Here is a 13,003-nt window from a genome sequence, read left to right as displayed (position 1 = left end):
GCGCGCCGAGAGCATATTTGGAAATAAAGAAAGAGGCCGAGCATACGCTGCGGCCTCTTTCTTGTAGATCCACGCCTTCATGAGAGGGAGGGCGTGAGTGTTTTAACTCAAGCGCGCCACAACGTAATCGGCGATCTCCGCAAGCAGATCGCGAATTTCATGATCGGGCAGCTTGGCAATTGAGGATTTGGCTTTTTCTGACCAGATAAGGGCGTCATCACGCGTCGCGGCAAGGGTGCCGTATTTTTCCATTAAAGCAAGGGCTTGCTCAAGGTCGCCGTCTTCCTGACGTCCTTTTTCAATGGTGCGCACCCAAAAGGCGCGCTCTTCGTCGGTGGCCTGTGCAATTGCCTTGATCACAGGCAGAGTCAACTTACGCTCGCGGAAGTCATCACCGATGTTCTTACCGGTTTTGGCGGTGTCGCCCTGATAGTCCAGCAGATCATCGGCGATTTGGAAGGCAATGCCGAGAGCATCACCATAGTCAAACAAAGCCTGCACGATATCGGCACTGGCACCGGCAATCACGCCGCCCACTTCTGTAGCGGCTGAGAACAGCGCAGCGGTCTTGCCGCGTACAACCTGTAGGTACACGCTCTCGTCTGTGCGCAGATCGGTTGCGGCCGTGAGCTGCAAGACCTCGCCTTCTGCGATTGTAGCAGAGGCATTGGACAAGATGCGCAAGACATCAATGGAGCCGGTTTCTGTCATCAGCTGGAAGCTGCGAGAAAAGAGATAATCGCCGACCAGAACGGAACTTTTGTTGTCCCACAGCAAGTTGGCGGTCGGGCGTCCGCGACGTTGGGCGCTTTCATCGACCACGTCATCATGCAGCAATGTGGCGGTGTGAATAAACTCTACCGTCGCCGCAAGATGCACATGATAGGGGCCGTCGTATCCGCAGAGTTTGGCCGCCGCGAGGGTGAGCATGGGGCGCAGCCGCTTGCCGCCAGCGCCAACCAGATGTGCGGTCACCTCTGGAATGCGCGGGGCATGCTCAGACGCCATACGGGTCTCAATCAATGTGTTCACAGCGTCCATATCGTCGCGCAGTAGTGCGGCGAGGGCTTCATGCGGTTTTGATGCTGCGTGATCCAGGCTCATGTGCGTATTCCCAGTGTGAGGGGTCGACAAGCGCCGTCCCCTGACCTTACATCCCCAATATGAAAGAGCTTTTGCGCAGCACAGATCCGACTGTCATCGCCTTCGCCACCGCCCTTCTTCAGGGGGAGGGTATAGACTGCTTTGAAATGGACGTAAATATGAGCGTCCTTGAAGGCAGCATTGGCATTTTGCCGCGCCGTCTTATGGTGCGCAGCGATGATTTGCAGCGGGCAGAACGGGTTATGCTGGATAATGAGATTGCTTTGGGGCGGTCGTTTTGAACGACAACCTGACACAAAACGATTTTTTGAACGGGCGTGTGCGGCTTTGGCAACCTAAGGATGGGTATCGGGCAGGGGTTGATCCCGTGTTGTTGGCTGCGAGTGTACATGCGCGTGCCGGAGAGCGGGTTCTGGAGCTTGGTTGCGGGGCTGGAGCGGCCTTTCTATGTCTTGCAGCACGGGTGCCGGGATTGGCCTTTCATGCCGTGGAAGTACAACCCGCCTATGCCGAACTGGCGCGTCGGAATGTTGAAGAAAATGGTGCAGATGCGACGATCTGGGAGGCGGATTTGACGGCCTTGCCTGACACATTGCGCCAGATGCAGTTTCACCATGTTCTTGCAAACCCACCCTATTTTGACCGTACAGCCAGCACGCGTGCGCAGGATGCCGGGCGGGATGTGGCCATGGGGGAGGCGACGCCGCTGGCAGATTGGGTCGCGGTTGCGGCCAAGCGACTGGCGCCAAAAGGCACGGCAACCTTCATTCACCGTGCGGAGAGATTGCCGGAGCTCTTGTCCCTGATGGGTGCACATCTGGGGTCTTTGGAAGTGCTTCCCTTGCAGGCGCGTCTGGGGCGTGCGGCGGGGCTTGTGTTGGTGCGTGGCAAGAAAGGTGGGCGTGCGGATTTTCGACTGCATGCTCCTGTCACGCTACATGACGGGGCGGCGCATCTGCGCGATGGTGAGAGTTATTCTGCAAAAATTCGCGCGGTTTTACGGGACGGCGCAGCGCTGCCATTTGGCTGAAAAGGCGCAACGTGCGCCGTGGTTACAAAAGCTGATTCGGCTCAAAAGGCAGTTCGGTATCGCGTCTGTATTGCCGGGGTATCGCGTCGGTGTCGGCGGAAATCATCCAATGTCTTAAATTCGTTACATGTGACAGGTGACAGAGCTTAAAATCTGTGCTGCAGTGGTAGGGTTAAACATAGTTTGCATAGGAGAACACGATGAGCGTAACCGCACACCTCGCAGAGCTGAAACGCAAACACGAAGCCCTCTCTGAGCAAGTCGAACAAGAACAACGCGCCCCCGGCAGCAGCGATCTTGATGTCGCGGATCTCAAGAAACAGAAACTCCGCCTTAAAGAAGAAATCACACGATTGTCTGCGTGAGGTTATGGCGCTTCGGGCTTAAGCTGAGACACGAATACCCTGCCATGCCTAAGACAGTCTCGGGACATTCGTGTTGGGAGATGATTCAGGTAAAACCCGAAACGCTTTAGTTTGATTTTAAGCTGGCGCGCGCAGCAAGGATTGCGCCGCCAGTGATTAGCAAGGCCGCTGCAACCAACTGAAGCGTTGGTTGCGCAAACCCCGCCACAATCAACGCCACCGTCGACAGTAGGGGAGCCGCATAGGAGGCTGTGCCCAGAAGCTGAATGTCGCCGCGTTTGACCCCGATATCCCAGACATAGAACGCGAGCCCGACGGGGCCGAGGCCGAGGGCCAGAACGGAGGCCCATGTGAGCGTGTCTTGTGGCCAGATGGTCTCTTCCAGTGCGAGATGCAGAAGTGTGGAGAGGGCTGCCGTGGCGAGACAAAACACCACAACGGAGACCGTTGGGATGTCCCCCAGTCGGCGCGACATGACGGAATAGGTTGACCATGTGAAAGCGCAGGCCAGTGCGAGGCCGTATCCGGGGAGGTGGGCAGGGTTAAAGCCTACACCGCCACCGCCAATAATAAGAGCTGCGCCCAGAAAACCGAGGCAGGCTCCCATAAGATGCCCCGCGCGCAGTGTCTCTCCGGGCAGCAGGCCAGACATCAAGACAATCAGCAGTGGCCAGAGGTAGGCAATGAGCCCTGCCTCTGCTGCAGGCGCGAGGCGCAGCGCTGAGAAGTAGAGCGCATGATAGCCAAAGAGGCCGATGGTGCCGAAGATGTAGACTTTCGCCGGAATATGGCAGAGCGCACGCCACTCTCCGGTGACGAGGGCCCAGAGCACCCCCAGAGAGCCCCCCACCGTGAAACACAGGGCGTTGAGCATCAGGGGCGGCGTAGGAGCGCTGCCAACGGTGAACAAAGCGAGCAGGGCCCATAGAAGAACGGCCACAAAACCGATGGCGGTTGCTTTGGTGCGGGTCATGCGGCGGGAATCTCCTCAATCGGGGTCAGCGTCAATGCATCTGTCACTTCAGCGGTTTTTTCAATCTCTTCCATCATCCATTTGTGCAGTGCTGCGATGTGAGGGCGATCTTGCGTGCCTTCGCGGCACAGAAAGCGAAAGCGCGCCTGTAGCCAAATGGCATGGCGGTAGGGGGCAACCAATCGTCCTTCATGGATGTCTTTCACCACAAGGGCCCGTCGACCCAGTGCAATACCGGCACCAGCCAAAGCGGCGTCGATGCTGTGGTCTGCGCCGGAAAACCTCGGGCCATGGCTGGTGTCGAGATTCAGCCCCATCAGGCGGCACCAAGCAGCCCAATCTGCACGCGGGCGGAGGAAATCGATGGATTCATCATGGATCAGGGTCGCGTCGCGCAGGCTTTCGGGGGTAGGGAACCGCTCTGCCATATCGGGTGTCATGACAGGGGTGACCCATTCGCGGGCCATTGGAAAGGACCAGAGGCCGGGCTCTTCTTTGTCGGCACCAAAGCGAATGGCGACATCGATTTCATCACGATTGAAATCCAAATTGCGTAGGGTGGCGGAAAACCGCAGGTCGATGTCTGGATGGGCCCGCGCAAATTCATAAAACCGCGGTGCAAACCATTTTGCGGTAAACGCGGGGCCCGCAGTCACCATCAAAGTCGCGTCATCCATCTGGCGCTGGGCAGAGCGCCAGGCCGCAGAGAGGGCCTGAAACCCTTCTTGAATGCCGGGGGCCAGCGTTTCTCCGATTTCGGTGAGCGCAACGGCACGGTTGAGGCGGTGAAACAGCGGCGCGCCGAGGTGCTCTTCAAGAGACTTGATCTGATAGCTGAGCGCGGCAGGCGTGACGTGCAGTTCTTCGGCCGCTTTGGCGAAGGACATATGGCGTTGTGCAGCATCAAAGGCGCGTAGGGCGGTGAGTGGCGGTAGGCGATCTGGCATATTCAGTTAAATACAGCTTAAGTGAAGCTCTGGAAAGTCTCGTTTGTCGATTGTCTTTATAGAACGCATATTGGCTACAGTTAAGTTTTCCATCATCAGACAGAAGAGAGGCTAAAATGATCGAGACTGCTGCCAACGCCCGCATTCAACAAGCCTACCGCGACGCTCATGAGGCCCGAGGTGCTGCCTTTGTCGGTTTCTTCAAAGCTCTGTTTGGTGCCAAATCCGTTCCGCTGGACCCTATGGTTCTTACGGAACCGTCCCGCTGCGCCTGATCCATCGGGCACTTACGGGGCAAAAGAGAAGGGCCGGTCTAATGACCGGCCCTTTTGGTGAGTGGTGCAATGCGATCAGACGAAGAACTGACCGCCATTTGCGGAGATGGTCGAGCCGTTGATAAAGCCCGCATCATCGGATGCCAGGAAGGTCACGCAACGTGCGATTTCCTCTGGTTCGCCGAGACGACCAGTTGGGATTTGCGCTACAATCGAGTCGCGCACTTTCTCTGGGACGGCCATCACCATTTCTGTGGCAATGTAGCCGGGGCAGATGGCGTTGGCAGTGATGCCTGCGCGCGCACCTTCCTGTGCCAAAGATTTCACGATGCCGAGGTCTCCCGCTTTGGTGGCGGCATAGTTGACCTGTGCGAACTGACCTTTTTGACCGTTGATCGAAGAGATCACGATCACACGGCCAAATTTGCGCTCGCGCATGCCAGCCCAGATCGGGTGCACAGTGTTGAACACGCCGGTCAGGTTGGTGTCGACCACTTCGTGCCATTGCTCCGGTGTCATTTTGTGGAACGGGGCGTCGCGCGTGATGCCCGCGTTGGCGACAACGATGTCGATGGGGCCAAGATCCGCTTCGACCTGTGCCAGACCTGCCTTGGATGCCTCATAATCTGCGACGTTCCATTTGTAAGTTTTGATGCCGGTGGCTTCGGTGAAGGCTGCGGCCTTCTCGTCATTGCCTGCATAGGTTGCTGCAACTTCATAGCCTTCGGCTTTAAGTGCTTTTGAGATGGCTTCACCGATACCGCGGCTGCCGCCGGTGACGAGTGCTACTCTTGCCATTGGGTCCTCCAGTTAAGTAGATGTCTTGGTAACTCTGTTACTTTTTTAAAAACAATTTCGCAAGAAAATTGCGTGATGAATTGCCGCACTGCAGATAATTTTTTGCTGCTTCTGCAAAAATAGGACCTGTTGTACGAAAAAAGGGGCGCCAGACAGGCGCCCCTTTTGGTGTCATACCATATCAGGGCGCAGCCTTAGGGGCGCTCAAGGCACATTGCCACGCCCATGCCGCCGCCGATGCAGAGCGTTGCGAGACCTTTCTTGGCGTCGCGACGCTTCATTTCGAACAGCAATGTGTTGAGGATGCGCGCACCGGAGGCACCAATCGGGTGGCCGATTGCGATGGCCCCACCGTTGACATTGACGATGGCGGGATCCCAGCCCATGTCCTTGTTCACGGCACAGGCCTGTGCGGCGAAAGCTTCGTTTGCTTCCACAAGATCAAGCTCTTCTGCGGACCAGCCCGCTTTGTCCAATGCCTTACGAGAAGCGTAAATCGGACCAACACCCATGATGGATGGGTCCAGACCTGCGGTGGCGTAAGAGGCGATGCGCGCCAGCGGCTCGATGCCGCGTTTCTCAGCTTCATCAGCGGTCATCAAAAGCGCACCTGCCGCACCATCGTTGATGCCGGAGGCATTTGCTGCGGTGACCGTGCCGCCATCGCGGACAAAGGCCGGGCGCAGCTTCTGCATGGCTTCCATGGTTGCGCCGTGGCGAATGTACTCGTCGCTGTCCACAACGATGTCGCCCTTACGAGTCTTGACGGTGAAAGGGACAATCTCATCGACGAATTTGCCCGCCTTTTGAGCGGCTTCGGCTTTGTTCTGAGAGCCGACCGCAAATTCATCCTGTGCGTCACGGCTGATCTGCCATTGTTCGGCGACATTCTCTGCGGTTTGGCCCATATGGTAGCCGTTGAAAGCATCCCACAGCCCGTCGCGGATCATGGAGTCGATGTATTTCACATCGCCCATTTTTGTGCCGGCACGCAAATGCGCGACGTGGGGGGAAAGCGACATGTTTTCCTGACCACCAGCGGCCACGATGGCGGCATCTCCCAACTGAATGTGCTGCGCGGCAAGCGCAACAGCGCGGAGGCCGGAGCCACAGACCTGATTGATGCCCCAGGCGGCGCTTTCAATCGGCAGGCCCGCGTTGACATGTGCTTGACGCGCGGGGTTCTGGCCCTGACCACCGGTCAAAACCTGACCCAGGATGGTCTCTGAGACGTCGGCTTTTTCGATGCCTGCGCGCGCGACCAGTGCTTCGAGAACAGTGGCGCCGAGGTCATGGGCGGGGGTGTTGGCGAACGCGCCGCTGAAGCTGCCGACAGCGGTCCGGGCCGCGGAAGCAATCACTACGTTGGTCATATGCAAATCCTCTACCAAATGCTGGGCGAAGCATGGTTGCGGTCGCCCCCCTCAGGCAAGTCGCATTGCTCCGTCCCCAAGCGTCCATAGCGCATTTGCCGCATTGCGGCAACGGTCACGCTCAGGTGGTGGGGATATTGGCAGGGCAGCGCCGGCGTTCGGTCAGCCGCACTGCCAAAGCGCCGTTGCACATTGCTCCTCCCAAATTGGGAGGGCTAATTTCATGAGGCTGAGGGGGGATCCCCGATCAGGCGGCGGATTTTCCGTCTTTGCGGGTTTTCCAGGGCGGCGAAATTGTCGGCGCACCGAAGGCAAAGCCCTGTAGACAGTCAAATCCCAGATCGGCCATCACGGCCGCATCTGCCGGACTTTCAATGCGGCTTGCGACAGAGTGCATATCAAATCGTTCAGCAATCGCGGCCACGGCGCTTGCAAGAATTTGATTGGCTGCATCAGAGGCGATGTTGCGGCTGTAGCTGCCGTCCAGTTTGACGATGTCAAAATCGAAGTCTCGGAAAACAGAGAGTGTCGTCAGCCCGCTGCCATAGTCGTCAAGCGCGAAGGACATGCCTTTGATTTGCAGCTCTTCCATGAAACCCTGCACAATTTCGGGCACTTGGACTACGGACTTCTCCGAAATTTCAAAAATCAGCCGCTCCGGGATCGTCGCCGCGCGGGTGAGGCCGCGCTGTAGGCAATCCATCCACGGCGCATAGCCAATGGAGCGCGCTGACATATTGATCGACAGACGCAGGCTGGGCTGTTCAGCCAGAGCTTGAAGCCCCAGTTCCAGCGCCAGCATGTCAAGTTGACGACCCAGTTCGCTGTCCTCAACGGCGCCCATGAAATCCTTTGCCGGAATGATCCGGCCGGTTTCATCCAGCACGCGCACAAGACCTTCGTAGAAAGCCGGGCGCTTCGTGTTGGAAGCTTGCACAACCGGTTGATAGGCCAACATAACCTGCTTATGCGCGATGGCTTCGCGTACCATGTCCAACGTGGATATGTCGCGTGTGTTGACGGCATAGGCAAGCGGGCTGCGATGCTCTCGCGGGGCTCCGGGCTTACGCTTTTTTTTCTTTGGGCGATCCATGGCAGACTCTCGACATCCCAAACTCAGGTGCTCCATGATATGAACACATTGATGAAACAACGCTTAAGGTGACGGCGAGCAAAGGCTTTGGCCAGAGGGGTTTTAGGCCTGTTTTTAACTAACTTGGGTGAAAATGCGACGCAGGAGGTCCAAGTCTGAACACTGATCCTAAGCCATTGTTAAGCGCGACATAAAGGCGATTTTCAGTCAGCCCAATGGATCAGACGACAGCCCTGGCGCGCGGGGCTGGAGACGGCGGGCTTCAGGTGGTCCGGGGTTTTGCGTAAAATGGTGCGTGCGGATTTGGCGCAGCGTTTGAGTGCGTGTTTCTCGGCTGCGCTTTTTGAGGCCTCTGCCCAGGAATAACCCACAGCACCGTTGTCGGAGGCCGCAAAGGCCCCAAAGCGTCCTTTGTTTTGCAGGCGGGAATATTCCTGAAATTCCTTGTTGGCATCCCGCGACAGCGTTTCGCCTTGCGCATTGGGATCGTAATCTTTGGGAAGAACGCGGGCATAGAGTACGCAATATTGCGGGTTTTTAGACTGTGCGTGGCAGGCTGCGCGGGCGTAGTAATCGGCTAGAAATTTGGTGTTTGCGTTCGAAAACGATCCCGTCAGGCGCTCAGAGCGATTCACGTAGATGGTGCCGAAATACTCCGCCTTTCTTCGAAATTGCCGAAAGCCGGATTTTGCATCGCCCTTCAACTCAAAGTCTTTGACCTGTTGAAGGACGCTGCGGTTGCTATGAATAATCACATCCTGTGCCTGGCCCTGAGACACAGGGAGACAAAACACACACATAAGAGTCAGGGCCAAAAACAGGCGGGTCATCATAGTCTCTTTTTGCCGGATCGTTTCTCCGGCTTAGTCTTTTTGAGTTGCCGTCACGTTAATTACTTCGGCGACGATAGCACGGGCATTTTCACTGGACCAGTCGGCATCCCCATGTAAACGCGCAATTTCTTTGCCGTTGCGATCCAGCAGGACCGTCGCCGGAAGGCCGAGAACACGCATGTCACGGGCCAGAGTGCCTTTCGGGTCGCGGTGCAGAGGAAGGTTGGTGACCTCAATTTCTTCAAAAAACTTCACCATGGCGGGCACCATGTTGCGTCCGGTCGCTATGGTGACCACTTCGAAATCTTCTCCGCCAAGGATCTCCTGCAGCTCTGAGAGCATTGGCATTTCGTGGCGGCAGGGGGCGCACCAGGTTGCCCAGAAATTCAGCAAAACCACTTTGCCGTCATAGTCTTGAAGGGTTGCATTGCCTTCATCGCCGGTGATGAAGGAGATTTCGGAAATCTCCTTTGGTTCTGCATGAAAGATCAGCTTGCGCATGTCGCCCTCGCGCAGCTCTTTCACGGCTGAATAATCTGTGGCTTCAGCAAAAGCTGGAGCTGCCTGTGTGACAAAGGACATGGCGGCAATTGCGATTGCTGCCAAGCCTGTATAAACCGACGCGGACCTATTTCGTTTCATTTTCGCTCCAAAAGGGCTGCACATGACCAAAGATACCTCGAACCAGATGTGGGGCGGCCGTTTCGCCGCTGGACCGGACGCCATTATGGAAGCAATCAATGCTTCCATCGGGTTCGATCAGCGAATGGCGGCACAGGACATTGCTGGCTCTCGGGCCCATGCGGCGATGCTCGCCAAGACAGGCATCCTGACAGATACCGATGCGGAGGCCATTCGGGAAGGTCTGCTCACGGTCTTGTCAGAGATTGAAAGCGGTACGTTTGAATTCTCCACCGCGCTGGAAGATATTCACATGAATGTGGAGGCCCGACTCAAGGATCTGATTGGTGAGCCTGCCGGGCGTTTGCACACCGGGCGCAGCCGCAATGATCAGGTGGCCACAGATTTCAAACTCTGGGTGCGTGATCAAATTGACGCCGCGATCAGTGGCATCGAGGCGCTGATCCGTGCCTTTGTGGCGCAGGCCGAAGTGGGCGCAGATTGGGTGATGCCGGGGTTCACGCATTTGCAGACTGCACAGCCGGTCACATGGGGCCACCACATGATGGCCTATGTTGAAATGTTTGGGCGCGACCTTTCCCGTTTCAAGGATGCGCGGGTGCGTATGAATGAATCGCCCTTGGGGGCGGCGGCATTGGCGGGGACGTCCTTTCCGATTGACCGCGCCATGACCGCTGAAGCGCTGGGCTTTGACCGGCCGGCGGCCAATTCGCTGGATGCTGTTGCGGATCGGGACTTTGCCTTGGAGTTTCTCTCGGCGGCCAGCATTTGCGCGATGCATCTCAGCCGCTTTGCCGAGGAACTGGTGATCTGGTCGTCTGCTCAATTTCGCTTTGTCACGCTGTCAGATCGATTCTCCACCGGCAGCTCGATCATGCCGCAGAAGAAAAACCCGGATGCCGCAGAATTGATCCGTGCCAAGATTGGTCGGATTTTTGGGGCCAACACGGCGCTTCTGATGGTGATGAAGGGCTTGCCGCTGACCTATTCCAAAGACATGCAGGAAGACAAAGAACAGGTGTTTGATGCGGCGGACAACCTGATGCTGGCTTTGGCGGCGATGGAGGGCATGGTGAAGGACATGACCGCCAACCGAGACAGCCTTGAAGCGGCGGCGGGCAGTGGCTTTTCCACGGCGACCGATCTGGCCGACTGGCTGGTGCGGGCGCTCAACATGCCGTTTCGCGATGCGCATCACGTGACCGGATCGCTGGTGGCTTTGGCAGAGAGCAAAGGCTGTGACCTGCCGGATCTGACGCTTGAGGATATGCACTCCGTGCACGCAGCCATCACAGAAGATGTGTTTGGTGTGCTGGGTGTGCATAACTCGGTGTCTTCGCGTATGTCTTACGGGGGCACGGCACCCACGCGGGTGCGTGAGCAGATCGCCGCTTGGCAGGCCAAACTGGGCTGAGCCTGACATGTGTTTGTTTTGCGCCCAGTCTTGCAATCGGGTAAGACTGGGCGTGCTGTTATTGGGAGATGTGCCGTGCTGCGAGTCGTTTTTGCCTGTCTGAGCCTTGGAAGTTTGGCAGCCTGTGGTGTGGATGGCGCGCCTTGGACGCCACGGGCCAATGCAAATATTGGCATTGGCTCTGATGGGGTGCATACCTCCGGCAGTGTTGGGGTGAGCAACGGCACTGTGAGCATTTCCGTTGGTGGTGGCTGTCGCTGGTACGGCTGCTAATACTTTTGGGGCTTGAATAGGTCTCTACAATCCGGCTCAGTCTGATCTGAGCAAGTTGCGCCTCCGTATTCTGGAGGCGTTATCAATTGGATTGGGGAAACTATGTCACCATTGCGTTGGGTGTTTTTGGGATTGGCCATCTGGGGTGGGATACAGCCCATGCTGTATTTTGCGCCGTGGATTGCGGAAAATGGCTTTGATTTGCAGGCGATGGTGGCCCTGTGGAAGGCCAATGACATGGTCACGGGGATCTATTGGGATCTGGTGATCTCGGCCATTGTGCTGACGGTTTGGGTGATCAGCGAGGTCTGGGTGCGCCGCAACTGGCTTGCTCTGTTGGCGATTCCGGCGACCTGGATGATCGGGGTTAGCTGTGGTTTGCCGCTCTATCTGTTTTTGCGCGCGAAACCTGTGAAGTGAGGTGCTTTGATGTCTGTGTGACGCTTGTTGTGGGCTGCGCGCAGACCTTTTTGCCTCCGGCGGGGATATTTGGATCAAGAGGAAAACACACCGATGCAGCCGTGGCCGCCTCTGAGGATTGAATGGCGGGGCTGTGGCGCGTATGAGGGATCAGACCCAGAAGCGCGGCAGGCAGGAGACAGCAGGCATGGATCATTTTCTTTATCGTGACGGTGTTTTGCATGCCGAAGATGTGCCGGTGACGGAAATCGCCGCTGCGGTGGGCACGCCGTTTTATTGCTATTCCACTGCGACGCTTGAGCGGCACTTCCGCCTGTTTGATGATGCGCTGGAGGGCATGGACCACCTTGTCTGCTACGCAATGAAAGCGGCGTCCAATCAAGCCATTTTGAGAACGCTCGCCGCATTGGGAGCCGGTATGGATGTGGTCTCTGGCGGGGAATATGCGCGGGCCAAGGCCGCAGGCGTGCCAGGGGATAGGATCGTTTTTTCTGGCGTCGGCAAGACCGAGGGGGAAATCGCCGCGGCGTTGAGTGGGGGCATTCGCCAGTTTAACGTTGAAAGCGAACCGGAAATGGCGGCCATCAGTGCGGTGGCCAGCAGACTTGGACGTGAGGCCCCCATCACCATTCGCGTGAACCCGGATGTAGATGCCAAGACCCATGCCAAAATTGCCACCGGAAAATCGGAAAATAAATTTGGCATTCCGATCAGCCGGGCGCGGGAAGTCTATGCTTTGGCAGCCTCACTGCCGGGGCTAAAAGTTGTTGGCATTGATGTGCATATCGGCAGCCAGTTGACGCAGCTGGCCCCTTTTGAAGCTGCTTATCGCAAAGTTGCAGAGCTCACCGAGACCCTGCGCGCGGATGGGCATGACATCAAGCGTCTGGATCTGGGGGGCGGTTTGGGCATCCCTTATGAGCGCTCCAATACTGCGCCGCCGTTGCCCGTGGAATATGGCGCGATGGTCAAGCGGGAGCTGGGCCATCTGGGCTGTGAGATCGAAATCGAGCCAGGGCGGCTGATTGCGGGCAATGCGGGCATCATGGTCAGCAAAGTCATCTATGTGAAATCCGGCGAAGACCGCGAGTTTCTGATTGTGGATGGGGCGATGAATGATCTGATCCGTCCGGCCATGTATGAGGCGCATCATGATATTGTGCCGGTGGTGGAAGCCGCGCCAGGGCAGGTGCCTGCGACCTACGATATTGTTGGGCCGGTGTGCGAATCCGGTGACACCTTTGCAAAGGGGCGGGATATTGCCAAGCTGGAGGCGGATGATCTGATCGCCTTTCGCAGTGCGGGAGCCTATGGTGCCGTGATGGCCAGCGAATACAATACCCGGCCTTTGATCCCTGAGGTTTTGGTGAACGGGGATCAATTTGCGGTTATCCGCCGACGCCCGAGCTATCAAGAGATGATAAATCGCGATAGCATTCCAGAATGGTTGGAGGGCTGACACC

16 protein-coding genes are annotated in these 13,003 nt (G+C 57.1%); 8 read left to right on the top strand and 8 right to left on the bottom strand.

The genetic code is table 11. The annotated features are described in order from the left end of the window. Positions 1-102: 102 nt before the first annotated feature. Complete coding sequence (locus tag J7382_RS12640; protein ID WP_209069366.1) at positions 103-1,104, bottom strand: polyprenyl synthetase family protein; 1,002 nt, start codon at positions 1,102-1,104, stop codon at positions 103-105. 59 nt (positions 1,105-1,163) lie between these two features. On the opposite strand from J7382_RS12640, the gene J7382_RS12635 reads away from it, so the two are divergent. The 3 genes from J7382_RS12635 (at position 1,164) to J7382_RS12625 (ending at position 2,499) form a co-directional block, all read left to right on the top strand. Beyond that, the gene (locus J7382_RS12635; RefSeq protein ID WP_209069365.1) at positions 1,164-1,385 is read left to right on the top strand and encodes a DUF2007 domain-containing protein; all 222 of its coding nucleotides are present in this window, start codon (positions 1,164-1,166) and stop codon (positions 1,383-1,385) included. Next, a complete protein-coding gene (locus J7382_RS12630; RefSeq protein ID WP_209069364.1) occupies positions 1,382-2,134 on the top strand; it encodes a methyltransferase in 753 nt (250 codons plus the stop codon). The genes J7382_RS12635 and J7382_RS12630 overlap by 4 nt, the downstream gene beginning before the upstream one ends. A gap of 200 nt (positions 2,135-2,334) precedes the next feature. Then, positions 2,335-2,499: a DUF465 domain-containing protein gene (locus tag J7382_RS12625; RefSeq protein WP_083499111.1), complete on the top strand. Its 165-nt coding sequence runs from the start codon at positions 2,335-2,337 to the stop codon at positions 2,497-2,499. Between the two features lie 106 nt (positions 2,500-2,605). Here J7382_RS12625 and J7382_RS12620 read toward each other — a convergent pair whose 3' ends face one another. Both J7382_RS12620 and gcvA read right to left on the bottom strand, forming a co-directional pair. After that, complete coding sequence (locus J7382_RS12620) at positions 2,606-3,472, bottom strand: EamA family transporter (RefSeq protein WP_209069363.1); 867 nt, start codon at positions 3,470-3,472, stop codon at positions 2,606-2,608. Then, positions 3,469-4,419, bottom strand: coding sequence for a transcriptional regulator GcvA (gcvA, locus tag J7382_RS12615; RefSeq protein ID WP_209069362.1), 951 nt, complete (start codon positions 4,417-4,419; stop codon positions 3,469-3,471). Before gcvA ends, J7382_RS12620 begins: the two co-directional genes overlap by 4 nt. 116 nt (positions 4,420-4,535) lie before the next feature. On the opposite strand from gcvA, the gene J7382_RS12610 reads away from it, so the two are divergent. Then, on the top strand, positions 4,536-4,694 hold the full coding sequence (locus tag J7382_RS12610) for a hypothetical protein (RefSeq protein WP_209069361.1): 159 nt from the start codon (positions 4,536-4,538) through the stop codon (positions 4,692-4,694). 75 nt (positions 4,695-4,769) lie between these two features. On the opposite strand, the gene phbB is transcribed toward J7382_RS12610, so the two are convergent. From phbB to J7382_RS12585, 5 genes are all read right to left on the bottom strand, one after another. Then, positions 4,770-5,492 carry an acetoacetyl-CoA reductase gene (phbB, locus tag J7382_RS12605; RefSeq protein WP_209069360.1) on the bottom strand — a complete coding sequence of 241 codons (723 nt, stop codon included), beginning with the start codon at positions 5,490-5,492 and terminating at the stop codon, positions 4,770-4,772. Positions 5,493-5,686: 194 nt separating this feature from the next. Then, a complete protein-coding gene (locus J7382_RS12600) occupies positions 5,687-6,865 on the bottom strand; it encodes an acetyl-CoA C-acetyltransferase (protein ID WP_209069359.1) in 1,179 nt (392 codons plus the stop codon). Positions 6,866-7,112: 247 nt separating this feature from the next. After that, positions 7,113-7,958, bottom strand: coding sequence for an EAL domain-containing protein (locus J7382_RS12595; protein ID WP_209069358.1), 846 nt, complete (start codon positions 7,956-7,958; stop codon positions 7,113-7,115). 203 nt (positions 7,959-8,161) lie between these two features. Then, positions 8,162-8,788, bottom strand: coding sequence for a hypothetical protein (locus J7382_RS12590; protein WP_209069357.1), 627 nt, complete (start codon positions 8,786-8,788; stop codon positions 8,162-8,164). A 33-nt stretch (positions 8,789-8,821) separates the two neighbouring features. Further along, positions 8,822-9,433: a TlpA disulfide reductase family protein gene (locus J7382_RS12585; protein WP_209069356.1), complete on the bottom strand. Its 612-nt coding sequence runs from the start codon at positions 9,431-9,433 to the stop codon at positions 8,822-8,824. A gap of 22 nt (positions 9,434-9,455) precedes the next feature. On the opposite strand from J7382_RS12585, the gene argH reads away from it, so the two are divergent. The 4 genes from argH (at position 9,456) to lysA (ending at position 12,999) form a co-directional block, all read left to right on the top strand. Continuing rightward, positions 9,456-10,847 (top strand): argininosuccinate lyase, encoded by a 1,392-nt coding sequence (argH, locus tag J7382_RS12580; RefSeq protein WP_058241404.1) that lies wholly within the window; start codon positions 9,456-9,458, stop codon positions 10,845-10,847. Positions 10,848-10,922: 75 nt separating this feature from the next. Continuing rightward, a complete protein-coding gene (locus J7382_RS12575; RefSeq protein ID WP_058241405.1) occupies positions 10,923-11,120 on the top strand; it encodes a hypothetical protein in 198 nt (65 codons plus the stop codon). A 102-nt stretch (positions 11,121-11,222) separates the two neighbouring features. Next, a complete protein-coding gene (locus tag J7382_RS12570) occupies positions 11,223-11,540 on the top strand; it encodes a DUF2834 domain-containing protein (RefSeq protein ID WP_209069355.1) in 318 nt (105 codons plus the stop codon). Between the two features lie 187 nt (positions 11,541-11,727). Continuing rightward, complete coding sequence (gene lysA / locus J7382_RS12565; protein ID WP_209069354.1) at positions 11,728-12,999, top strand: diaminopimelate decarboxylase; 1,272 nt, start codon at positions 11,728-11,730, stop codon at positions 12,997-12,999. Positions 13,000-13,003: the final 4 nt, after the last annotated feature.

Source organism: Shimia sp. R11_0, assembly GCF_017744035.1.
Taxonomy (GTDB): domain Bacteria; phylum Pseudomonadota; class Alphaproteobacteria; order Rhodobacterales; family Rhodobacteraceae; genus Shimia; species Shimia marina.
This window is presented reverse-complemented; position numbering and strand designations above follow the sequence as displayed.

Excerpts from the sequence above, each read along its gene's own strand:
- argH (WP_058241404.1), top strand. The coding sequence starts at position 9,456 with ATGACCAAAGATACCTCGAACCAGATGTGGGGCGGCCGTTTCGCCGCT.
- J7382_RS12585 (WP_209069356.1), bottom strand. The coding sequence starts at position 9,433 with ATGAAACGAAATAGGTCCGCGTCGGTTTATACAGGCTTGGCAGCAATC.
- J7382_RS12635 (WP_209069365.1), top strand. The coding sequence starts at position 1,164 with ATGAAAGAGCTTTTGCGCAGCACAGATCCGACTGTCATCGCCTTCGCC.
- J7382_RS12570 (WP_209069355.1), top strand. The coding sequence starts at position 11,223 with ATGTCACCATTGCGTTGGGTGTTTTTGGGATTGGCCATCTGGGGTGGG.
- J7382_RS12625 (WP_083499111.1), top strand. The coding sequence starts at position 2,335 with ATGAGCGTAACCGCACACCTCGCAGAGCTGAAACGCAAACACGAAGCC.
- J7382_RS12640 (WP_209069366.1), bottom strand. The coding sequence starts at position 1,104 with ATGAGCCTGGATCACGCAGCATCAAAACCGCATGAAGCCCTCGCCGCA.
- lysA (WP_209069354.1), top strand. The coding sequence starts at position 11,728 with ATGGATCATTTTCTTTATCGTGACGGTGTTTTGCATGCCGAAGATGTG.
- J7382_RS12595 (WP_209069358.1), bottom strand. The coding sequence starts at position 7,958 with ATGGATCGCCCAAAGAAAAAAAAGCGTAAGCCCGGAGCCCCGCGAGAG.
- J7382_RS12600 (WP_209069359.1), bottom strand. The coding sequence starts at position 6,865 with ATGACCAACGTAGTGATTGCTTCCGCGGCCCGGACCGCTGTCGGCAGC.
- gcvA (WP_209069362.1), bottom strand. The coding sequence starts at position 4,419 with ATGCCAGATCGCCTACCGCCACTCACCGCCCTACGCGCCTTTGATGCT.
- J7382_RS12590 (WP_209069357.1), bottom strand. The coding sequence starts at position 8,788 with ATGACCCGCCTGTTTTTGGCCCTGACTCTTATGTGTGTGTTTTGTCTC.
- J7382_RS12610 (WP_209069361.1), top strand. The coding sequence starts at position 4,536 with ATGATCGAGACTGCTGCCAACGCCCGCATTCAACAAGCCTACCGCGAC.
- J7382_RS12620 (WP_209069363.1), bottom strand. The coding sequence starts at position 3,472 with ATGACCCGCACCAAAGCAACCGCCATCGGTTTTGTGGCCGTTCTTCTA.
- phbB (WP_209069360.1), bottom strand. The coding sequence starts at position 5,492 with ATGGCAAGAGTAGCACTCGTCACCGGCGGCAGCCGCGGTATCGGTGAA.